The 20,304-nt window shown below is 67.2% G+C and carries 18 protein-coding genes; 8 read left to right on the forward strand and 10 right to left on the reverse strand.

The features are described 5' to 3' along the window. Positions 1 to 3: 3 nt before the first annotated feature. A complete protein-coding gene (locus AC07O0_RS04025; protein ID WP_494620241.1) occupies positions 4 to 813 on the reverse strand; it encodes a helix-turn-helix domain-containing protein in 810 nt (269 codons plus the stop codon). 87 nt (positions 814 to 900) lie between these two features. Here AC07O0_RS04025 and AC07O0_RS04030 point away from each other — a divergent pair, with 87 nt between their 5' ends. Then, positions 901 to 1,401, forward strand: a complete 501-nt coding sequence (locus tag AC07O0_RS04030; RefSeq protein WP_494620243.1) for a hypothetical protein — start codon at positions 901 to 903, stop codon at positions 1,399 to 1,401. Between the two features lie 17 nt (positions 1,402 to 1,418). Beyond that, on the forward strand, positions 1,419 to 1,796 hold the full coding sequence (locus AC07O0_RS04035) for a VOC family protein (protein ID WP_494620245.1): 378 nt from the start codon (positions 1,419 to 1,421) through the stop codon (positions 1,794 to 1,796). A gap of 16 nt (positions 1,797 to 1,812) precedes the next feature. On the opposite strand, the gene AC07O0_RS04040 is transcribed toward AC07O0_RS04035, so the two are convergent. From AC07O0_RS04040 to AC07O0_RS04055, 4 genes are all read right to left on the reverse strand, one after another. Then, the gene (locus AC07O0_RS04040) at positions 1,813 to 2,508 is read right to left on the reverse strand and encodes a DUF930 domain-containing protein (protein ID WP_494620247.1); all 696 of its coding nucleotides are present in this window, start codon (positions 2,506 to 2,508) and stop codon (positions 1,813 to 1,815) included. A 108-nt stretch (positions 2,509 to 2,616) separates the two neighbouring features. Beyond that, on the reverse strand, positions 2,617 to 3,459 hold the full coding sequence (locus tag AC07O0_RS04045; RefSeq protein WP_494620249.1) for a DMT family transporter: 843 nt from the start codon (positions 3,457 to 3,459) through the stop codon (positions 2,617 to 2,619). Then, on the reverse strand, positions 3,456 to 3,956 hold the full coding sequence (locus tag AC07O0_RS04050) for a GNAT family N-acetyltransferase (RefSeq protein ID WP_494620251.1): 501 nt from the start codon (positions 3,954 to 3,956) through the stop codon (positions 3,456 to 3,458). The genes AC07O0_RS04045 and AC07O0_RS04050 overlap by 4 nt, the downstream gene beginning before the upstream one ends. A gap of 65 nt (positions 3,957 to 4,021) precedes the next feature. Next, positions 4,022 to 4,786, reverse strand: coding sequence for a sulfite exporter TauE/SafE family protein (locus tag AC07O0_RS04055; RefSeq protein WP_494620253.1), 765 nt, complete (start codon positions 4,784 to 4,786; stop codon positions 4,022 to 4,024). A gap of 137 nt (positions 4,787 to 4,923) precedes the next feature. Between AC07O0_RS04055 and AC07O0_RS04060 the strand changes: the two genes are divergently transcribed. After that, complete coding sequence (locus AC07O0_RS04060) at positions 4,924 to 6,348, forward strand: lipopolysaccharide biosynthesis protein (protein WP_494620255.1); 1,425 nt, start codon at positions 4,924 to 4,926, stop codon at positions 6,346 to 6,348. Between the two features lie 156 nt (positions 6,349 to 6,504). Continuing rightward, positions 6,505 to 7,320, forward strand: coding sequence for a L,D-transpeptidase (locus AC07O0_RS04065; RefSeq protein ID WP_494620256.1), 816 nt, complete (start codon positions 6,505 to 6,507; stop codon positions 7,318 to 7,320). 78 nt (positions 7,321 to 7,398) lie between these two features. Here the strand turns inward: AC07O0_RS04065 and AC07O0_RS04070 are convergent, their stop codons facing one another. Continuing rightward, positions 7,399 to 8,190, reverse strand: coding sequence for a DUF2076 domain-containing protein (locus tag AC07O0_RS04070; RefSeq protein ID WP_494620258.1), 792 nt, complete (start codon positions 8,188 to 8,190; stop codon positions 7,399 to 7,401). Positions 8,191 to 8,312: 122 nt separating this feature from the next. After that, positions 8,313 to 9,617 carry a UDP-glucose dehydrogenase family protein gene (locus tag AC07O0_RS04075; RefSeq protein WP_494620259.1) on the reverse strand — a complete coding sequence of 435 codons (1,305 nt, stop codon included), beginning with the start codon at positions 9,615 to 9,617 and terminating at the stop codon, positions 8,313 to 8,315. Positions 9,618 to 10,297: 680 nt separating this feature from the next. Here AC07O0_RS04075 and AC07O0_RS04080 point away from each other — a divergent pair. Further along, positions 10,298 to 11,824 carry a calcium-binding protein gene (locus AC07O0_RS04080; protein WP_494620260.1) on the forward strand — a complete coding sequence of 509 codons (1,527 nt, stop codon included), beginning with the start codon at positions 10,298 to 10,300 and terminating at the stop codon, positions 11,822 to 11,824. A gap of 168 nt (positions 11,825 to 11,992) precedes the next feature. On the opposite strand, the gene AC07O0_RS04085 is transcribed toward AC07O0_RS04080, so the two are convergent. After that, positions 11,993 to 12,691, reverse strand: coding sequence for a L,D-transpeptidase (locus AC07O0_RS04085; RefSeq protein WP_494620658.1), 699 nt, complete (start codon positions 12,689 to 12,691; stop codon positions 11,993 to 11,995). Between the two features lie 472 nt (positions 12,692 to 13,163). On the opposite strand from AC07O0_RS04085, the gene AC07O0_RS04090 reads away from it, so the two are divergent. Then, positions 13,164 to 15,335 carry a methyl-accepting chemotaxis protein gene (locus AC07O0_RS04090; protein ID WP_494620262.1) on the forward strand — a complete coding sequence of 724 codons (2,172 nt, stop codon included), beginning with the start codon at positions 13,164 to 13,166 and terminating at the stop codon, positions 15,333 to 15,335. A 6-nt stretch (positions 15,336 to 15,341) separates the two neighbouring features. On the opposite strand, the gene AC07O0_RS04095 is transcribed toward AC07O0_RS04090, so the two are convergent. Together AC07O0_RS04095 and AC07O0_RS04100 are read right to left on the reverse strand one after the other, a co-directional pair. Then, on the reverse strand, positions 15,342 to 15,764 hold the full coding sequence (locus AC07O0_RS04095) for a globin family protein (protein WP_454026068.1): 423 nt from the start codon (positions 15,762 to 15,764) through the stop codon (positions 15,342 to 15,344). A 114-nt stretch (positions 15,765 to 15,878) separates the two neighbouring features. Beyond that, positions 15,879 to 17,288: an MATE family efflux transporter gene (locus tag AC07O0_RS04100; RefSeq protein WP_494620263.1), complete on the reverse strand. Its 1,410-nt coding sequence runs from the start codon at positions 17,286 to 17,288 to the stop codon at positions 15,879 to 15,881. A 186-nt stretch (positions 17,289 to 17,474) separates the two neighbouring features. Between AC07O0_RS04100 and AC07O0_RS04105 the strand changes: the two genes are divergently transcribed. Continuing rightward, positions 17,475 to 18,704, forward strand: a complete 1,230-nt coding sequence (locus AC07O0_RS04105) for a M20 family metallo-hydrolase (RefSeq protein ID WP_494620264.1) — start codon at positions 17,475 to 17,477, stop codon at positions 18,702 to 18,704. A gap of 14 nt (positions 18,705 to 18,718) precedes the next feature. After that, positions 18,719 to 20,131, forward strand: a complete 1,413-nt coding sequence (locus AC07O0_RS04110) for an amidase (RefSeq protein ID WP_494620266.1) — start codon at positions 18,719 to 18,721, stop codon at positions 20,129 to 20,131. The last annotated feature ends 173 nt before the right edge of the window (positions 20,132 to 20,304 follow it).

Here is a 20,304-nt window from a genome sequence, read left to right on the forward strand (position 1 = left end):
CGCTCAGGCGCCGCGGTACTCGCTCGGGCTCGCGCCCATCACCCGCTTGAAGCGCCGGTTGAAGGTCGAGAGGTCGCCGAAGCCGCAATCGAAGGCGATGCCGGCGACCGGCTGCTTGGTCCGGCGCAGCAGTAAGGCCGCGCGGTGCAGGCGTGTGCGCAGCACATATTGATGCGGCGTCATCCCGACCAGCGCCCGGAAGGTGCGCAGGAAGTGATAGGGGCTCATCGCGGCCTGCCGTGCCAGTCCGTCGATCGAGAGCGGCTCCTCGCAATGCGCCTCGATATGGCGCAGCGCCCGCGTGATCCGCTGCTGGTCGCGGGCGCCGGGCGTCTCGACCCCGGGCTTTGCGCCTGACAGCGCGCTCGCCACGGCGCCGGCGAGCCGCAGCGCGGTCTCTTCCAGCCTCTCGGGGTAGTCCGCGACGATCTCGGCCTCGGCGACGAGACCGGCGAGCGCGGAGAGAGGCGGCAGATGCGCCCGCGCGAAACCCGTCTGACGTGCGCCCGGCACGGCCGCGACGATGCCTTCGAGATAGGCCGGCTCGAACTGGAAGGCGAGGCAGCGGTCGCCCGCCGCATGCTCATGGCCGCATTCGAAGCAGGCGCCGCCATTGCCGAGCAGCAGCGAGCCTGGCGCCAGCACGGCGCTGCCTTGCGTCGAGCGGTAGCGGAACGAGCCGCTGCGGACGATGGCGATGCAGTGCTGCGGGTGCTCTTCCTCGAAGGCGCGGTCGTCCGGGCCGGCCGTGCAGACGATGTCGCTGACCCGCCAGCCGGGGCCTGACGCCAGGAGATGAGCGGTCGCGGTCATGCTGGTGAGTTTAGCAGTTTTTCCCAAGCGCTGCCCGGCGCTTCGGGTCAAGCTGGGCGCCACTCTGATCAAGAACGGAACCAGATCATGACAGCAGCGCCATCGACGCTGGCCGATGTCCTCATCGCGACCGGGCCGGCGCCTGAATTCGCGGACAAGCTCGCCCTCTACGGCCAGTTCGTCGGCGCCTGGACCATGGAGGCGGTGATGCACACCGATGACGGCCAGCGCCACGAGGCCAAGGGCGAGATCCGTTTCGGCTGGGTCTTAGGCGGCCGCGCCGTGCAGGATGTCTGGATGCTGCCGGGCTTCTTCCACGGTACGACCTTGCGCATCTACGACCCCGGCCAGGACGCCTGGCACATCCTCTGGAACGATCCGCTCAAGCAATACTACACGCACCAGATCGGCCGCGCCGAGGGCAGGGATATCGTCCAGCACGGCAAGCTCGATGACGGCACCGCGATCCGCTGGCGCTTCACCGAGATCACCCCGGACTCGTTCCACTGGATCGGCGACCGCTCGCACGACGAGGGTGCGAGCTGGCAGGTCCAGGCCGATTTCCGTGCCAAGCGCATCAAAGCCTGACGATCAGGAGGACCATCATGTTCGATCATGTCTCGATCGGTGTTCGCGAGATCAGCCGCACCAAGCGCTTCTATGACGGAGCGCTCGGCGCGCTCGGCTACGACTGCCTCAGTGCCGACGAGGGCTCGCTCGGCTATGGCAAGGGGGGCGTCGGGCTCTGGATCGGGGCGGTCTCGGCGCCGGTGCCGCCCGACCGCGACTCCAATCTGCATTTCTGCTTCGTCGCGCCGACACGCGCTAGCGTCGACGCCTTCCATGCCGCTGCACTCGCGGCGGGCGGCACCGACAACGGCAAGCCAGGCCTGCGCGAATCCTACGGCCCCGATTACTACGCTGCCTTCGTCGTCGATCCCGACGGCTACCGGCTGGAGGCCTATTGCAGCAAGCCGACCTGAGCCCGCGTCGGCTTAGCTAATGCTCGGGCGGCAGGTCATGTGCCGCCCATTCGCTGCGCGGGATCGCCTCGCCGACGCGGAACTGGAAGCCGGCGACCTTGCCGTTCGCCGCCATCTCGCAACGAAAGCGCAGCCCGTACCATTGCTTGCGGCTGCGAAAGGCGGCGCCCTCGGCTTCCAGGGCACCCTTGGTCAGCTTCGTGCCGGCCATGGCGAAGGCGACGACGCGGTCCGGCTCGAATTCTGCCTTCCAGGCATGGATCTGGCTCATCGCTTCGAGATTGCAGAGCTGCTCGATGCGCTCGGCCGCCTCGAGCGTCTTCAGCGACTCGCGCGTCCCGCGGCTGCGCGGGTTGGCCAGCACGCCCTCGGAATGCAGCGTCCGAGCCGTGATCATCGCCGGCGGCTCGGCGGGTGTTGGAACGGGCAGGGCGGGCGGCTTGTCCGGAAGCGGGGGAGCTTGGGCTGATTGTGGAGGTGCAGCGATCTCGGCTGCCGGCGGAGGGCTGGGCGCCCGAGTCGGCACGGGTGGCGCAGGTGGCGTCAGCGCTTCCGGGCCAACCAGTTCGACTTCGACGCTCGTCTCGTTCGCCGGTACGAAGCTGCTGACTGTCCGGATGGCGAGCAGGACGCCGAGCAGGATATGGAAGCAGAGCGCGGCAGGAAGGCCGGGTTCGCGAAGGACGCGAACAGCGGTGCCGGGGCGCTGCATGCCCGGATCAATCGCGGTTGGAGCGGAAGCTGGGCATGCGCGATCGTTCGCTTCCCTTTGGTCTTGCTCCGCACAAGTCCGAGCAACCGGGCGATTTTGCGGCAGGGATCAGCGCCGGCTGACGGCGAAGGCGCCGGCGACGATCAGCAGCGCGCCGGCATAGGTCGTCCAGAGCGGGGCCTCGCTGAAAACGAACCAGCCGAGCAGGCTCGCCCAGATCAGTGCCGTGTATTCGATCGGCGCCAGCCGCGAGGCGGGCGCGCGGGCGAAGGCTGAGGTCAACGACAAGTGCCCGGCGACGCCGAGCGCGCCGGCGCCGAGATAGGCGAGCAGGTCGCCGCCGCTCATCGGCTGGAACACGAAATAGGCCGGCCAGGCCAGGCACAGCGCCGGTCCGGCATTCTGGAACAACACGATGATCGCCGGATGCTCCTTCACCGCAATCCGGCGCAGCAGGATCAGGTTGAAGGCATAGGAGATCGCCGAGAACAATGCTGCGGCGACACCGAGCTCGGCGCCGGTGACGCCCCCTTGCAAGCGCGGCCAGACCATCACCAGCATGCCGGCAAGGCCGAAGCCGAGCGCCTGCAGGATGCGCCCGTCGAGCCGCTCCTTCAGGATCAGCGCCCCGAGCAGGGCGACGAAGACCGGGGCGAGGAACGACAGCGTCAGCGCCTCGGCCAGCGGCAAAACAGAGACCGAATAGAAGAAGCTGCCGGCGGTCAGGATCACCACCGGCACCCGCACTGAATTGCCGATCAGGCTGGCGCGCGTCGGAAAGGCGGGGCGCAGGAAGGCCAGCACCGCTAACGCGCACAGGCCGCCCATGGCGAAGCGCATGAACAGCGCCAGCAGGAACGGATGCTGCTGCATCTGCGCCTTGATCACCGCATCCATCGCGGTGAGCAGCGCGATGCCGAGAACCGCCCGCAGCGCCGTGTTGGCGGTCATGACCGTGCCGGGGCGAGCGGCTTGCGGAAATGATACTCCCAGGAGGAGGAGATGTCGGCGAGATAGCGCTCGCCCGGCCAGCGCACGAAGCCGAGCTTCTCGTAGAAGCGGTGGCCGCGGGCGAACTTGCTATCCGACCACAGCATCATCTCGCCATAGCCGCCGGCCTCGGCGAAGGCGAGGGTGCGGGCGAACAGCGCCTGCGCCAGCCCGCTGCCGCGCTGGCTCGGGTCGGCATAGACCTTGAACAGCTCGACCGCGTTCTGGTCGGGCACCGGCACGACGGCGATCGAGCCGGCGATGCGCCCATCCGGCCCATCTGCGACCCAGAGCCTGCCGCCCTTTTCAGCGTAGTGGCTGGCCGGGCGACGCAGCTCCGGGAATTCCGACCAGTCGAAGAAGCAGTTCGGATACTCGGCGAAGGTCGCCGCGATCAGGGTGGCGAGCGGTTCCGAATCGGCGTCGGTGGCGTCGCGAAGAGCGGGCAGGGCGGTCATGATCGATCGCTTAGGGCCAATCCGGGACTCTGCAAAGATGGCTCGCTCGCGCTCCTGCCATGCCGTTATCGCAGCAATGCCAGCGCGGCGTCGGCCGTCAGCTTCAGCGCGGCCACGGCAAGCAGCAGATAGCAGGCGAAGAACAGTCGCTTCTGGTCGAGCCGCTCATGCAGCCAGCGCCCGATCCAGACGCCGATCGGCGCAGCCGGCAACAGCGCGAGCGCGGCCCAGAAAGCCTGCGGCTGCTTCAGCCCAAGGGCGATGTAGGGCGGCAGCTTCAGGAGGTTGCCGAGCATGAAGAAGGCGATGGTCGTGCCGACGAAGGCGGTCTTGGAGAGGCCGCGCGCCAGCAGATACATCGCCACCGGCGGCCCGCCGGCATGGGCGACGAAGGTGGTGAAGCCGGAGGCCGTGCCAGCCAGCAAGGCCAATGGCGGTGATACCGGAAGTTTGCCCGCCAGTACGGTCCGGCCGCGCAGGAACCAGTGCGCGGTGAAGGCGAGCGTGATGATGCCGATGATCAGCGTGACGATGCGTGCGTCGACGATGAGGAAGACCGCGTAGCCGATCGCGATGCCGACGATCAGGCCGGGGATCAGCCAGGCGAGATCCCTCTTCGACCAGGTCGAGGCGCCGAAGCTGCCGATGGCGACGAGGTCCATCGCCGCGATCAGCACCGCTACCATGATCGCGGCCTGCAGGGGATCGACCACCAGCGCCAGCAGCGGAACGCCGAGGATGGCGAGCCCGCCGCCGAAGGCGCCCTTGCCGATGCCCATGAGCAGGGTCGTGCTCCAGCCGACGAGATAGAACAGCGGATCGCTCGGCATCTGTTCAGCCCATCGCCATAGCGAGCAGCGAGATCGGGCCAGTTTGGGTCTGGACAGGCGGGGTTTGGCGATTGCGCGGAATCAGCGCAGTCATGCGTTGCCGGTGTCGAGCTGGCCTGCCCCTTCGCGATGGCGTCATGACCGTTCTCCTGCCCTTCGTGATCAATGCCGGGCTGAACTTCGCCCTCGGGCTGCTCATCGCCTATTTCCTCGGCCCCGCCGAATTCGGCCGCTACGCCATCGGCGCGGCGATCATCGTCGTGCTCAACACCGCGCTGCTCGACTGGATCAGGCTCTCCGCCGTCCGTTTCTACTCGCAGAAGAGCCGGGAGGAACAGCCGCAGATCCGGGCGACCCTCGATGTGCTGAGCGCAGGTATGACCATCGCGCTCACCGGCCTGCTCGTCGCAGCCGTCGTCGCCGGCGTCGATTTCGGCCTGCCGGTCATGCTGGTGGCGGCCTCGGTGCTGGGCGGCATCTGCGCCGGCATGTTCGACTATCATGGCGCCATCGCCAGGGCGCGTTTCCTCGATGCGGCCTATGCCCGTCTGGTCATCGTCAAGAACGTGCTGGCGCTGTTGCTGATGGTCGGCGGCGCCTGGTGGATGCGCGACGCGACGATCGTGATGTTCGGCGGCGTCGTCAGCGTCATGGCGGCGCTGCTCGCGGTACGCAGGGCGCTCGCCGACGCCCCGCTCTCATGGTCGGCGGCACGGCGCGATCTCGCGCTCGACTTCGCCCGTTACGCACTGCCGCTCGTCGGTGCCAACGCGATCTATTCTCTGATCCCGCTGCTCAACCGCTCGCTGCTCGCCGACGCCTATGGCTTCGCCGAGGCCGGCTATTTCTCGCTCGCGGCCGATATGGGCCTGCGCCTGTTCGGCACGCTCGCCGCGACGCTCGAGATCGTCATGCTGCGCGAGGTGCTGCGGCTCGACGAAGCGAAGGGCCGCCGCGCGGCGCAAAAGCGCATCGCCGACAATCTCGTGATCGTGCTGATGGTGGCGCTGCCGGTCGCGGCCGGGCTCTTCCTCGTGCTGCCGGCGTTCGAGAGGTTGCTGGTGCCGGCGGCGTTCCACGGCCACTTCGCAGCCTACATGCTCTTGCTGCTGCCGGGCTTCGTCGCCCTGACGGTCTTCGTGGCCGGGCTCTATCCGGTCTTCCTGCTCGGCAAGCGCACCGGCATGGTGACTTTCGCCGCCTGCACGGGCCTGGCCGCCAATCTCGCGCTCGTCTTCGGCGGCGTCGTGGCCGGGCCGGAGCGCTTCGCGCTCGGCCAGACCGTCAGCTTCCTCACTGTTCTCGTCATCACCGGCTGGCTTGCGCTGCGGAGCCTGCCTGTCCTGCCGAAGCCGCGGGATGTCGGCATCATCGTCGCGGCGGTCGCAGTCATGACGGCAGTGGTCTGGCCGCTCTCGGGCCGCTTGCCAGCCTTGCCGGAATTGCTGCTCCAGGCCGCGTTCGGTGCAGTGGTCTATGGCGGGCTGATGCTGGCTTTCGACGTGGCGCGCTGCCGGACATTGCTGCGGCTATGGCTCGCCATGCGCAAGCGGGCAGCGTGAACCAGGCGTTTACTGCGTTTGCTCGGGGATCGCTAAGGTTAATCCCGGGAATTCGAGCGATTAAGTCGGTTCCAGCCCGAGCAAAGTCAACGATTCACCATTCATTTCAACGCATCGCCTCACGCTTCCGGCACGTTGCGTCCAGAGAGTTGCGTCATGCGTCCGCTCTATTTCGTTCCCGTCGTCGTGCTTGGCGGTACCCTCCAGCTATCGGGCCAGGCCAATGCCCAGACCTATTGGCGTCCTGCCGACCCGATGGTCACGAGCTCGACTGCGCGCGGCCAGTATGGTGGCGGCTTCATCGAGATGATGATGACTGGCCAGGATCCGACCGACTATGGCCGCGGCGGCGCCGTCTACAACCGGCCGCCGCGCGCTGCCTATGGCCAGCAGCCGGCGATGCGCCGCCTCTCCGACTACGAGGCGCCGGTTCCGATCCAGGGCGATCCGATGGAGCCGCGCCGCGAGCGCCGTTCCGCTGCGCTCGGCACGCCGATGCCGGCCGAACGGCCGATCGCGCGTACCCTCGACCCGCGCTTCCAGAAGCAGGAAGTCGCCTATGCCGGCCCGCATAAGCCCGGCACCATCATCATCGACACGCCGCAGCGTTTCCTCTTCCTGGTGCAGCCGGGTGGCCGTGCCTTGCGCTACGGCATCGGTGTCGGCCGTCCCGGCTTCGAATGGGCCGGCATGAAGGCCGTCACCCGCAAGGCGGAATGGCCGAGCTGGACGCCGCCGGCCGAGATGCTGAAGCGCCGGCCCGACCTGCCGCGCTTCATGGCGGGCGGTCCCGAGAACCCGATGGGCGCACGCGCGCTCTATCTCGGCTCCTCGCTCTATCGCATCCACGGCACCAACGAGCCGAACACGATCGGCCAGGCGGTCTCCTCCGGCTGCATCCGCATGAACAACGAGGATGTGGTCGACCTCTACGAGCGGGTGCGCGTCGGCGCGAAGGTTCTCGTGATCTGAGGCGAGCGGCACGCTGCCCAAAGAAAAGGCCCGCCTGTCGCCAGGCGGGCCTCGTCGTTTCAGCGGGCCATGTAAGCCTCAGGCCCAGTCGTCGTCTCCGCCGCTCGAACCGTCGTCATAGCTGCCATCATCGTAGCTGGCGTCCTGATAGGTCGGCTCCGGCTGGGCTTGCTGCGGCTCTGCAGCGGGCTGCTGATCGGCGGCCGTCTGGGTATTGGCCGCCTCGTTGCTCTGCGATGCGTCCTTGTTCTGCGCAGTGCTGGCCTCGGCCGGTTTGGCCTCGCTCGCCGTGCTCTTGTTGCCGCCGAGCGCGTTCATCAGCATGTTGCCGGCGACCATGCCGCCGGCGACGCCGGCCGCTGTCGTCAGCGCGCTTGCCATGAAGCCGCCACCGCGGGCCGGAGCCTGCTGCGGCGCCTGGTTCTGCCAGGAGCCGGGCGCAGCGCCCATGCCTTGCTGCGGAGCCATGCCCTGCTGCGGCGCTCCCGCCTGGCTGCCCCAGGGCGGCGAGGCCGGTTGAGGCGCGGCGCGCTGCGGGAAGGACGGCACCGAGCCGGAGCGGGCCGGCTGGCTCGCGCCACCGCCGAAGATGCCCGACAGGAAGCCGCCGGATTGCTGGGCCGGGGCCGGTGCGGGCGGCTGGCTGCGCAATTGCTGGACCTCGGCCTGCAGCTGCTCGATCTGGCCCTGCAGGCTGGTGAGCGCCTGCTCCTGGATGTAGACCGATTGCGCCATCGCATAGACGGCATAGGGCTGCTCGCGCAGGCGGTCAGCGATGAAACGTTCAGCCTCGGGGTCGCGGGGCTGGTTGGCCGCCTGACGCAGGCGGTCGAAAATCCCGGCGATCACGTCGCGTTCCTGCGGCGTCATCGTCATCTCCTCTCATGTTGGACAAGGCGGTCGCCCTGTCGCCCCGAAAGGTGGTGACGGCTTATGACGCTATCAAGGCGGCTGTCCGGCGCCTTTCTGTCGCGCCGAAAAGGAGCGAAGCTTCAGGCGTTGCCGACATTGACATAGGTGAAGCCGCGCTCGCGCATCTCGCTGGAGCGGTAGACGTTGCGCAGGTCGACGACGACGGGATGGCGCAGCGCTGCCTTGACGCGCCCGAGGTCGAGCGCCCGGAAGGCATCCCATTCGGTCACGATGACCAACGCGTCTGCTCCCTCGATACAGGAATACGCATCGGGCGCGTAGGTGATTTCGGGCATCAGCGCCTTGGCACTGGCCATCGCCTCGGGGTCGTAGGCAGTGATATCGGCGCCGGCATCGAGCAGCGCCGTGACGATCGCCAGCGAGGGCGCCTCGCGCATGTCGTCGGTGTTGGGCTTGAAGGCGAGGCCGAGCACGGCGATGCGCTTGGCCCTGACCGAGCCGCCGCAGGCGGCGATCACCTTGCGTGCCATCGCCCGCTTGCGCTGGTCGTTGACCGCCACCACCGTCTCGACGAGGCGCAAGGGGCTTTCCATGTCCTGCGCCGTTTTGATCAGCGCGAGCGTATCCTTCGGGAAGCAGGAGCCGCCATAGCCGGGGCCGGCATGCAGGAACTTGCCGCCGATGCGGTTGTCGAGGCCGATGCCGCGCGCCACCTCCTGGACATTGGCGCCGACTCGCTCGCACAGATCCGCCATCTCGTTGATGAAGGTGATCTTGGTCGCGAGAAAGGCGTTGCCGGCGTATTTGATCAGCTCCGAGGTCCGCCGTGCGGTGAACAGGAGCGGAGCCGCGTTGAGATAGAGCGGCCGGTAGAGCTCTTCCATCACCTTGCGGGCGCGATCGTCTTCTGTGCCGATGACGATGCGGTCCGGCCGCTTGAAGTCGGCGATCGCGGCGCCTTCGCGCAGGAATTCGGGATTGGAGACCACGGCGAAATCGGCGTCGGCCTTCGTCTCGCGCATGATCCGCTCGACCTCGTCGCCGGTGCCGACCGGCACGGTCGATTTGGTCACGACGACGGTGAAGCCCTCGATCGCCGCGACGACATCGCGCGCCGCCTGGTGGACATAGGAGAGATCGGCATGGCCGTCGCCGCGCCGCGAGGGTGTGCCCACCGCGATGAAGACGACATCGGCCGCCGCGACCGGTCCGGCCAGCTCGGTGGTGAAGGAAAGCCGCCCGGCGCGGACATTGTTGGCGACGAGGTCGTCGAGGCCGGGTTCGTAGATCGGGATCTCGCCGCGCTTCAACGCCGCGATCTTGCCGGCGTCGGTGTCGACGCAGGTCACCTCATGGCCGAAATCGGCGAAGCAGGCTCCCGAGACCAGACCGACATAGCCTGAACCGATCATCGTCACGCGCATCTGGCGTTCTCATCATCCGGCCGGCGGGCTGCCGACAGGCAGGGCGTACCGCAAAACTGTGCCGAGGCAAATCGCTGCCGCGCGCCCCGGTCCTGCGCGCGCTATGACGATGACGGGTTACGCTGCTGTGACGATACGGGAAAAGGGCGGCTATCAGGACTTGCGCCTCGCGAGCCTCCAATTCGTACTGTTGGGACAAAATCGCCAATTATAACAATAATATATTCTAAGGTTGCCTTGGCCTGTGCCGAAGGCGGGGGCGGCATTGGTCGCGGCTTTCCCTTCGTGTGTTGGAAGGCTCGAGCCGACGGTTGGCGGATGGCCGTGGCGAGCTGGGAAAGACGGTGCACCTCCTTTGCGCGCGGGGCATGACCATCGATCAGCCGGCGATGCGCACGGCTCCATTTACCCGAACGGGCAATCGCCGGAAGCGAACTCGAGGCTGGACAAAACTCGGACGACGTCAGGCGAAAGGGCTGTCGAAATCGGCTCGGCTGTCGCAATTGCCTTAGTTTAAGAGTTATTTCGACTATCAATATATTTCCTGCGCAAATCAATTTTCAAATAAATGGAAGAATTACAGTAATATTTATAAGAAAGAACACTTGCCACCATGTTGATAAGACGTGTTTTTTTATTTACTTTGGATGTTCGGAGGCTGAATGAGAGGGAGTGAGTTCATGGCCGAAATCGTGGGGACGGTTGGACGCGACACGCTCCGCGGGACAAGCGAGGCGGATCGCATCTGGGGCCTTGCCGGCGATGACGACATCGACGGCGGCGCTGGAGACGACATCGTCGATGCCGGAGCGGGCAATGATGTCGTCAGGAGCGCCAGCGGCTATGACCAACTCTATGGCGGCGATGGTTTCGACCGGCTGATCCTGGTCGGAACGGGCGGCGCGGTCGATGGTGGCACCGGTTATGATGCGCTCTTCGTGGATACCTCCTCGGCCACGGACGACGTGACCTTCGACGGTGCGAGCGGCCATGGCTCGATCGGCAGCGACCCCGCGACCGCTCAGCACATCGTCTTCCAGGATATCGAATGGGCAGTCGTCACCACCGGCGCCGGCAACGACAGAGTGAGTGCTGGCGATCTCGATCGTCTCATCGCCAGTACCGGAGCGGGTGATGATCGCATCGAGGGTGGAGACGGTGCCGACGAGCTGTCCGGCGGCTCCGGCGATGACGAGCTGCATGGCGGCGAGGGCGTGGACACCCTGAGAGGGGGAGCCGGCAATGACTGGATCACCGGCGGAGCCAGCTATGACAATTTGTCGGGCGATGACGGCGACGATGTGCTGTTCGGCGGCGACGGCCTCGATTCCCTCCAGGGAGGCGCCGGCAACGACTATCTGAATGGCGGGGCCGACAACGACACGATGGACGGCGGTGCCGGCGACGACGTCCTCAAGGGCGGGGCCGGCGACGACACCATCGGAAGCTGGGAAGGCAGCGACATCATCGACGGCGGCGATGGCAATGACAGGATCACGCATTTCTCGCAGCGCGGCACCGACGAAGCCGCGACGATCAATGGCGGCGCGGGAGACGACTGGATCCGCGCGGATGCCAACGACACCGTCAATGGCGGGGCAGGCAATGACCGCCTCCTGTTCGGCCTGGGCGATCTGCCCGGCCCGCTCGACTTCGACGCGACGCAGGGCTGGATTCCCGGTGGACCGACCTATGCCAGCATCGAAAATTTCGAGCTCGAAAGCGGGGCTTCTGACGACACTTTGCGCGGCGCCGATGGCAGTGACCGCTTTTCTGCGAACGGCGGCAACGATCTCCTGGAGGGACGGGGCGGCAACGACGAGCTGATCGGCGGCTTTGGCGACGATCGGCTGAGCGGTGGCGCGGGCGATGACCGCCTGGTCGGCCAGCCGGGAACCGACGAGCTGATCGGCGGCGACGGCGCCGACGTGTTCCACTGGAGCGTCAGTTACGACACCCCCGGCAGCGTCGATCGCGTCGTCGATTTCAACGCTGCTGAAAGGGACATCCTGAGTTTCCTCATCGACGCCAACGGCGATATCGCCTCGATCCGCGACTATGATGATTTCCTGGCCGCCTCGCGCGATACGGAGGCGGGCGTCCTGGTCACGCTCGATGGCTTCGAGGATGCGGCCGTCCTGATCGAGGGTGTTTCCCTCGCGGAGATCTCCGCCGCCAACCTGATCTTCACCGCTATCGACTTCTGAACCATGTGGCGCGCCTGGCACACCTGGTGGCCGCGTGGCGTCTTCGATCTCGCACGATGAAGCGCCTGCGGGCATGCAGGCGCTTCATTCGTCGTCAGTGGCCATCCGGGGTCGGAAGAACCGGCCGCCCTTCTGATGAAACAGGCCGAACGGGCCGGCTGCGAGCCCTCAGATGTCGTCAGGCGGCAGGGGAGCGTCGGTCTCGTCGAGCTCGGGTTCCCCGATCGGATTGCGGTTCAGTACCACCACCGGCGTGCCGGTCGGGACGCGGCTGTGCAGGTCGATGATGTCCTGGTTGAACAGGCGGATGCAGCCGGAGGACACGGCCTTGCCGATCGACCAAGGCTCGCTCGTGCCGTGGATGCGGTAGAGGGTGTCGCGATTGCCCTGGTAAAGATAGAGGGCGCGCGCGCCGAGCGGATTCTCGATCCCGCCGGCCATGCCGCCGGCCCAGCGCGCGTTGCGCTCCGGCTCGCGGGCGATCATCGCTGCGGTCGGCGTCCAGCGCGGCCATTCCGCCTTGCGGGCAACGTTGGCGCGGCCGCGCCAGGACATGCCCTGCTTGCCGACGCCGATGCCGTAGCGGATGGCACGGCCATTCTCGCGGACCAGATAGAGATAGCGCGCCGAGGTATCGACCACGATCGTGCCGGGCGCTTCGGGGGTCCGGTAATTGACCTCCTGGCGCAGGAAGCGCGTGTCGACTTCGTCGATGTCGGTCGCTGGCAGCGGATGACGCTCCTCCGGCCGCTCGTCATACATCGACAGGAAGGCGGCGTTCTGATGGACCGGCGTGCGCGCCTCGTAGGGCTGCTGCGGACCAGTGACGCATCCGGCCAGGCCGACGGGTACGAAGGCCGAGGCCATCGTCAGGAAACGGCGGCGGGAACAGGTGGCGGAAGCATCAGGCAGGGAGGGCATCTCTCGAACTCTTGAATTGGGCGGCGGCTGGCAGCGACAACAGGTGAAATGCCGACAAGTTCCAATGAATTCTCGCCGGCTGACCTCTTCCACTTCACGGCCCTGCGTGGCGTCGGGGTGAAAAGTATGCGGCGAAATTGTGGCCGACGCACAGCGTGGCTCGAATGCCACAGTGCGACATGCTGTCTTTGCATGCCGGACGAGGCGCAACCTTATGCAGGCGTCTGCTCAGATTTGCAGCTAAAAGAGGAGGATTGCCGCGTTTTGCATCGGTTTCCCAAGGGAAAGGACGCTGCCTTAAACGGCTCTTAACCACTGTCGGCAAAGCTTTTCAGGCCTCATCGGCTTCGGTGCCTGGTCATGCCGAAAGTTTAAGCGCCGGTCACGTCTTCGACCGTGCGGAAGCACGAGCAAGAACATGAAATCGATCCGCTTCAAGGTGTTGGCGATGCTGGGGATCGTCGCCGCCGGCGCGATCCTGTCCGCGGTCTTGAGTCTCTACGCACTGTCGCGTTCCAGCGATCTCAATGCCCGCTCCGATATCCAGGGCGAGATCGCACTGCTTACCGAGCGGCTCAACACCCAGGTCTTCGCTGTGGTGATGGATTCGCGCGGCATCTACATGTCGAAGGATGCCAAGGAGGCGGAGGCTTTCGCCAAGCCCAAGGAGGCGCGCTTCCCGGTGATGCGCAAGCTCGCTGCCGATCTGGTCGCTCTGGTGCCGGCGCAGGAGCGCGAGACCGCCGTCAACCTGCAGAAGTCGGTCGAGGAGTTCATCACCTTCCGCAGCGAGACGATTCGGCTCGGCCGCGAGGTCTCGACCGCGGCCGCCAACCAGCAGGGCAACAACGATCAGAATCGCGCCAATCGCAAGGCGCTGAACGATCAGCTCGTTGCCTTCGGCAAGCGCAACGAGGAGGTCGGCAACAGACTAGCTGCAGAGGCCGCCGCCTTCACGAAGCAGGTCCAGTGGATCCTTCCGGCGGTGCTGCTCTCGGCACTGTTGGCCTCGATCGCCGCCGCCATTCTGTTTGCACAGCGCTCGATCACGCGGCCGCTGCTCGATCTCAGTGGCAGCATGAGCCGCCTCACGGCCGGCGAGACGGACATCGCGGTCCCGCACACCAAGCGGCAAGACGAGATCGGCGACATGGCGCGGGCCGTCGCGGTGCTGCGTCAGAGCACCGAGCAGGTCGCGCTGCTGCAGGAGCAGGAGCGCGCCGCTGCGGCGGACCGGATCCGTTCGGCCGATGCGATGGCTGTTGTCGTCTCGGATGTCGGCGAAGTGGTCGCGGCTGCGGCTGCGGGTGACTTCTCGGCGCGGCTGCAGGTAGAGGATGCCGACGAGCAGATGCAGAAGCTCGTCGCCGGTATCAACGAGATCAATGCGGTCGTCGATTCGGCCACAACCGAATTCGTCGAGGTGCTGAATGCACTGGCGGCTGGGGACCTGACCCGGCAAGTGCCGACCGCCTATCGCGGCCGCTTTGCCGAACTCAAGGACGCGGTCAACGAGACGATCGCACGCCTTTCCGAGACGGTCCGGACAATTCAATCGACCTCGGCCGATGTCGGCGTCGCGGCGCGCGAGATCAACATGGGCGCCGACGATCTGTCGAAACGGACCGAGGAACAGGCCTCTTCGCTCGAGGAGACGGCGGCGACGACCGAGGAGCTCGCGGCCTCGGTGAAGGCTTCCGCTCAGGGCGCCCGCCAGGCGGCGGCGGTCGCCGAGGAGGCGATGAAGGCGGCGCAGGATGGCGGCGCCATCGCCGGCGAGGCGGTCAGCGCCATGGCCCGGATCGAGGAAGCCTCGAAGAAGATCTCGGAGATCGTCTCGGTGATCGACGGTATCGCCTTCCAGACCAACCTGCTCGCACTCAACGCCGCGGTCGAGGCGGCGAGGGCCGGCGACGCCGGCAAGGGCTTCGCGGTCGTCGCCTCGGAAGTCCGCACGCTCGCCCAGCGCTCAAGCGAAGCGGCCAAGGACATTTCGGGGCTGATCTCGTCCTCCAACACCGAGGTCGAACAGGGCGTCAAACTGGTGCGCCGGGCCGGCGATTCGCTGGAGAAGATCCTGTCCGCCTCGCAGAAGGTCACCGGCACGATCCAGGAGATCTCGGCGGCCTCGGCCGAGCAGGCCCACGGCATCGACGAGATGAGCCAGGCGGTCGCCCATCTCGACGAGATGACGCAGGCCAACGCGGCGCTGGCCGAAGAGAGCGCCGCCTCGGCCGGCGCGCTCACCGGCCGGATCGGCGAGCTCAACACCCTGGTCGCGAGCTTCCGGACAGGCAACGGCCTCGCCTCGGCTGGCATGATGGGGGCGGGCTCCGCCGGCCCCGTGACGCGTCCGTCCGCGCGGCCCGCAGCCCAGGCGCCAGCGCGCGCCGCCGCCCCGCTCCACCCGGCGGGCCCGGCCGATCGCGCCAGCGGCCACGACCCCGAGCCGGAGCGCCTGCGCCAGCTCGCCGAGGCCGCCTTCGCCCAGAGCAAGGCCGCCCCGCGCCGCGAGCCGAAAGCCGCGGCCGCGCCGGCCCGCAAGGCCGCAAACGGCCGCGACAGTGACGATGGCTGGGAAGAGTTCTAAGCGGGCTTAAGCCGAGCGCCGGCTCGGCGCGGTGGCGGAAAGCATGGTTTCAGCTATCTGACCGTAGAGCTCGGTCCAGGCCGCCCGGGTCTGGGCCGTGAAGGCTGGGCCCAGCGAGGTCTCCAGAGTCCAGAGCAAGGCCTTGCCGACGGCCTCGTAATGCTCGGGCTGTACACCGTAACCGTGATGGCGCTCGCCCAGGCGCTTGAGCAGGGCATCGAGGCCGGCCGGATCATTCAGCATGGCGAGCGCGACCATCAGCGTTTCCATCAGCTTGGCCGCTTGGGTCTCGATATCAGTCTTGAAGAGGGCGCGTGCGCTGGGCGTCGTGGTGAACAGCCGCTCGTAGAACAGGCACGCCGTCTCGATCTTGCGCCGATGCAGCTGCGCAAAGCTCGACCGGACCAGCGCGATATCCTGCGGCGTCACGACCTTCTCCCTTCAGCATTGCAGCATGAGGGATCGTTTCGGAAATCCTCCGCCAATTCACCTGGAAGCGCAACCCAGAGTTAGCGGATTCTTGCAAATAAGAAGCCGTTGAATCTAGGAGGTTTGCTCGCCGGTCGCTCTGGTCAGGCCGAGCCGCTCGCGCGCGAACCAGCGTGCAAGCATCAGCCCGGCGACGATCGCCAGGCCGGTTGCAAGACCGATCCAGATGCCGACGCCGGCGAGCGATGTCCAGAAGCCGAGCGCGGCCGAGAGCGGCAGGCCGATTCCCCAATAGCCGAGGCCGGCGAAGAGCATCGGCACGCGCGTGTCGCGCAGGCCGCGCAGGATCGAGACGCCGACCACCTGCACGCCATCGACGACCTGAAAGATCGCCGCATAGAACAGGAACAGCACGGCGAGCTGCGCCACTTCGGCGGCGCGCGGCTTGCTGGCGTCGAGGAATGGCAGGACCAGCCAATGCGGGATCAGCAACATCAGCAGGGCGGTGAAGCACATGAAGGCGGTCGCGAGCACGAGCGCCGTCGCGCCGGCCCGGGCGATGCCCTCGCTGTCGCCGGCGCCGAAGGCGCGCCCGACCCTGACCGTCCCGGCCTGACCAATGCCCATCGGCACCATGAAGCACAGCGAGGCGATCTGGATCGCGATCGCATGGGCGGCGAGTGAGGTCGGGCCGAGCAATCCCATCAGGAAGGCGGCGCCGTTGAAGATCCAGACCTCGAAGCCGACGGTGGTGCCGATCGGCAGGCCCATCCGCCAGAAGGCGCGGTAGCGGCTCCAGTCCGGTCGCCAGAACCGGCCGAACAGGTGATAGCGCCGGAAGCGCCGGTCGAGCGAGACCACCAGCGCGAGGCCTGCGAACATCAAGGTCGAGGCCAGGGCCGTCGCCAGCCCCGAGCCGGGAAGGCCGAGCGCCGGGAAGCCGAGCCGCCCGAACATCAGCACCCAGTTGGCGAAGGCGTTGAAGACGACCGCGAAGAGCACGGTCACGAAGACCCAGAACGGCCGCTGCAGCGCCGCGAGAAAACCGCGCAGGACGAGATAGCAATAGAACGGCAGCAGACCCCATTGCAGCGTGTGCAGATAGGAGGCGGCTGCTTGCGCCAGCGCCGGACTCTGGCCCATCGCCGCGAGGATCGCCTCGGCCTGCCAGAGGACGAGCCACATCGGCCCGGCCATGGTCGCGGCCACCCAGAAGCCCTGGCGAACGGTACGGCGGACATCGCGCACCGAATGCCGATTCCGCCCGAGCTCGATCGCGACCATCGGCGCGACGGCCGCCATCACGCCGATGCCGAAGATCAGGAAGGCCATGTAGAGATTGGAGGCGAGTGCGCCGGCGGCGAGCGAGTCCGGGCCGAGATGGCCCATCATAATCACGTCCGTCGCCGTCATCGCCGTCTGGGCGACATTGGTCAGGACCATCGGCCAGCTCAGCGCCAGCATGGCCTTGACCTCGGTGAGCCAGGGGCTCGCCGGCTGGTAGGGAAGAGCGATCTGCGACATGAGTGCCTTTTATCTGGGCAGATTGCTCCTTCACAGCCCAGGAGGCGCCGGCCCGGGCCGCGTTCTGCGCGTGGCGCGCTGCCGGCCCGCGTCGCGTCGCCCAATCTGCCTCTTGCGCGCCGGCGCCGGTTCCGGCCTGCTGGGCAGGAGAACCGATCTCATACCCGCCTATGGAGAGCCGACGCGATGAGCACCAACCTGCGGATCGACGGGGAGCGCCTGCTCTCGCGGCTGGCGGCCCTGTCGCGGATCGGGGCGACGCCGGAGGGTGGCTGCAGGCGCCTCGCGCTGACCGACGAGGATAAGCAGGGGCGCGACTGGCTGGTCGGCGAATTGAAGGCGCTCGGCCTCGATGTCCGCGTCGATGCGATCGGCAACATCGTCGGCATCCTGAAGGGCCAGGAGGACGGGCCGGCGGTGATCATGGGCTCGCATATCGACACGGTGGGCACCGGCGGGCGCTTCGACGGCGCGCTCGGCGTGATCGGCGGTGTCGAGGTGCTGGCGGCCTTGCGCGATGCCGGAGTGACCCCGAAACGCGACATGGCGGTGATCGCCTTCACCAATGAGGAGGGCGCGCGCTTCCATCCCGACATGCTCGGCTCCTATGTCTGGGCCGGCGGGATGAGCGTCGAGGCCGCCCATGGCGAACTCGATTCCGAGGGTGCCGTGCTCGGCAGCGAGCTCAAGCGCATCGGCTATCACGGCGCCGAGCAGCCCGGCTTCCTGCCGGCGCACGCCTATCTTGAGCTGCATATCGAGCAGGGACCGGTGTTGGAAAGCGAAGGTGGCGGGCTCGGCGCGGTCACCGGCATCCAGGCGATCTGCTGGCTCGAGCTGACGCTGACGGGACGGCCGAGCCATGCCGGGACTACGCCGATGCGCTATCGCAAGGACCCCGGCCTCGCGGCCGCCCGCATCAACATCTTCGCCAACGAGCTGACCAAGACGATCCCGGGCCAGCTCGCCAATTCCGGCGTCATCCGTACCCGGCCCGGCAACGTCAATGTCGTGCCCGAAACCGTGGTGATGACGCTCGACCTGCGCAATCCGCAGGATGCGCCCCTGGCCGAGGCCGAGGCGGCCGTGCGCAAGTTCTGTGCTGAACTCTCGGCGCGCGACGACATCGCCATCAGCTTCCGCGATCTCGCCCGGTTCCCGGCGACGCCCTTCGCCGAGGACCTGATCGCCAGCGTCGAGGCGAGCGCCGCCGAGTTCGGCCTGCCGATCCGCCGGATGATCTCCGGCGCCGGCCACGATGCGCAGATGATGTCGCGGCTCTGCCCGACGGCGATGGTCTTCATCCCCTCGATCGGCGGCCTCTCGCACAACCCGGCCGAACTCAGCAGCGACGACGACATGGTCGCCGGCGCCAATGTCCTGCTCAGCGCCGCCTGGCGCGCCGCCAACGCCTGACGGGGATTCGATCAATGACCACCATCGCTTCGCTGTCCGCCGCCGAGCTCGGCGGCCTCTATGCTGCGCGGGAGCTCTCGCCGGTCGAGGTCGCGAGGGACGCGCTCGCCCGCATCGAGCAGTTCGAGCCGGAGGTGAACGCCTTCGTTGTCCGTGACGAGCCCGTGACGCTCGCCATGGCGCAGGCTGCCGAGGCGCGCTGGCTCAAAGGCGAGGCGCTCGGCCCACTCGATGGCGTGCCGGTGACGATCAAGGACAATCTCGGCGTCGCCGGCTGGCCGATGCGGCGCGGCTCGGCGCTCGCCTCCGACGCACCGTTCCAGCAGGACGCTCCGGCGACGGCGCGGCTGCGCGAGGCCGGCTGCGTCTTCCTCGGCAAGACGACCATGCCGGAATATGGCTGGAAGGGCGTTGGCGATTCGCCCTTCTCCGGCATCACCCGCAACCCCTGGGATGTCTCGACCGGCCCGGGCGGCTCCTCCTCGGGCGCGGCCGTCGCCGCCGCACTCAATCTCGGCTGCATTCATCTCGGCACCGACGGCGCCGGCTCGGTGCGCATCCCCGCCGCCTTCTGCGGTGTCTTCGGCCTGAAGCCGACCTATGGCCGCGTGCCGGCCTGGCCGGCCTCGGTGATGGGCTTCCTCGCCCATCTCGGCCCGCTGACCCGCACCGTGCGCGATTCCGCCCTCGCCATGAACGCGATCGGCAGGCCCGATGCGCGCGATATGACCGCCTTCAAGGACATGCCGCCCGATTTCACGGCTGTGCTCGATCGCGGCGTGCGCGGCCTGCGGATCGCCTGGTCGCCGCGTCTCGGTGGCGATGCCCTGGTCGACCCGGAGATCGCAGCGCTGACGCATGCGGCGGCGCTGACCTTCCGCGAGATCGGCGCTACGGTCGAGGAGGTCGATCCTGGCTTCGACGATCCGATCGCGACGCTGATGACGCTCTGGTCCGCCGGTGCGGCGCTGGGCTTGCGCAGCACCGACGCGGCCGGACGCGCCCAGATGGACCCCGGCCTCGTCGCGGTCGCCGAAATGGGCGAGCGGATCGACAGCGCCGCTTACGTCGATGCCCTTTTGTATCAGCGCAATGCGCTCGCCTATCAGATGGCGCAGTTCCACGAGCGCTTCGATCTCCTGCTGTCGCCGACACTGCCGCTGCCGGCCTTCTCCGTGGGCCGCAATACGCCCGAGCACGGTCGCTATGGCGAGGACTGGACGCGCTGGACGCCGCTGACCTACCCGTTCAACATCACGCAGCAGCCAGCCGCCGCCGTTCCCTGTGGGCTGACCTCTGCCGGATTGCCGGCAAGCCTGCAGATCATCGGCGCCTTCGGCAATGATGGGCTGGTGATGCAGGCGGCCGCGGCCTTTGAGGCAGCACATCCCTTCGCGCGCGTCGACGCTCCGATCAAATCGATTTAGTTTTCTGGGCGCAATTTTCTGCGGTGGTGGGGTCGCTTCATGCGTCGTTTGTTTGCAAACGATGTCGTGAGGCGCAAACCGGTTCCGTCTGGCACGAACCCTGCACGGCGCTTTCTGTCGTCAGCGGCCCTTCAAGCGTGTTGTCAGCGGCGGATTTTTCTGCCCACACTCTA

This window comes from Allobosea sp. GW821-FHT10B12 (assembly GCF_059415545.1).

Coding starts and splice junctions, on each gene's coding strand:
- AC07O0_RS04105 (WP_494620264.1), top strand. CDS start 17,475: ATGAGCACCAACCTGCGGATCGACGGGGAGCGCCTGCTCTCGCGGCTG.
- AC07O0_RS04085 (WP_494620658.1), bottom strand. CDS start 12,691: ATGGCCTCGGCCTTCGTACCCGTCGGCCTGGCCGGATGCGTCACTGGT.
- AC07O0_RS04075 (WP_494620259.1), bottom strand. CDS start 9,617: ATGCGCGTGACGATGATCGGTTCAGGCTATGTCGGTCTGGTCTCGGGA.
- AC07O0_RS04110 (WP_494620266.1), top strand. CDS start 18,719: ATGACCACCATCGCTTCGCTGTCCGCCGCCGAGCTCGGCGGCCTCTAT.
- AC07O0_RS04025 (WP_494620241.1), bottom strand. CDS start 813: ATGACCGCGACCGCTCATCTCCTGGCGTCAGGCCCCGGCTGGCGGGTC.
- AC07O0_RS04070 (WP_494620258.1), bottom strand. CDS start 8,190: ATGACGCCGCAGGAACGCGACGTGATCGCCGGGATTTTCGACCGCCTG.
- AC07O0_RS04080 (WP_494620260.1), top strand. CDS start 10,298: ATGGCCGAAATCGTGGGGACGGTTGGACGCGACACGCTCCGCGGGACA.
- AC07O0_RS04100 (WP_494620263.1), bottom strand. CDS start 17,288: ATGTCGCAGATCGCTCTTCCCTACCAGCCGGCGAGCCCCTGGCTCACC.
- AC07O0_RS04065 (WP_494620256.1), top strand. CDS start 6,505: ATGCGTCCGCTCTATTTCGTTCCCGTCGTCGTGCTTGGCGGTACCCTC.
- AC07O0_RS04040 (WP_494620247.1), bottom strand. CDS start 2,508: ATGCAGCGCCCCGGCACCGCTGTTCGCGTCCTTCGCGAACCCGGCCTT.
- AC07O0_RS04035 (WP_494620245.1), top strand. CDS start 1,419: ATGTTCGATCATGTCTCGATCGGTGTTCGCGAGATCAGCCGCACCAAG.
- AC07O0_RS04055 (WP_494620253.1), bottom strand. CDS start 4,786: ATGCCGAGCGATCCGCTGTTCTATCTCGTCGGCTGGAGCACGACCCTG.
- AC07O0_RS04090 (WP_494620262.1), top strand. CDS start 13,164: ATGAAATCGATCCGCTTCAAGGTGTTGGCGATGCTGGGGATCGTCGCC.
- AC07O0_RS04060 (WP_494620255.1), top strand. CDS start 4,924: ATGACCGTTCTCCTGCCCTTCGTGATCAATGCCGGGCTGAACTTCGCC.
- AC07O0_RS04045 (WP_494620249.1), bottom strand. CDS start 3,459: ATGACCGCCAACACGGCGCTGCGGGCGGTTCTCGGCATCGCGCTGCTC.
- AC07O0_RS04030 (WP_494620243.1), top strand. CDS start 901: ATGACAGCAGCGCCATCGACGCTGGCCGATGTCCTCATCGCGACCGGG.
- AC07O0_RS04050 (WP_494620251.1), bottom strand. CDS start 3,956: ATGACCGCCCTGCCCGCTCTTCGCGACGCCACCGACGCCGATTCGGAA.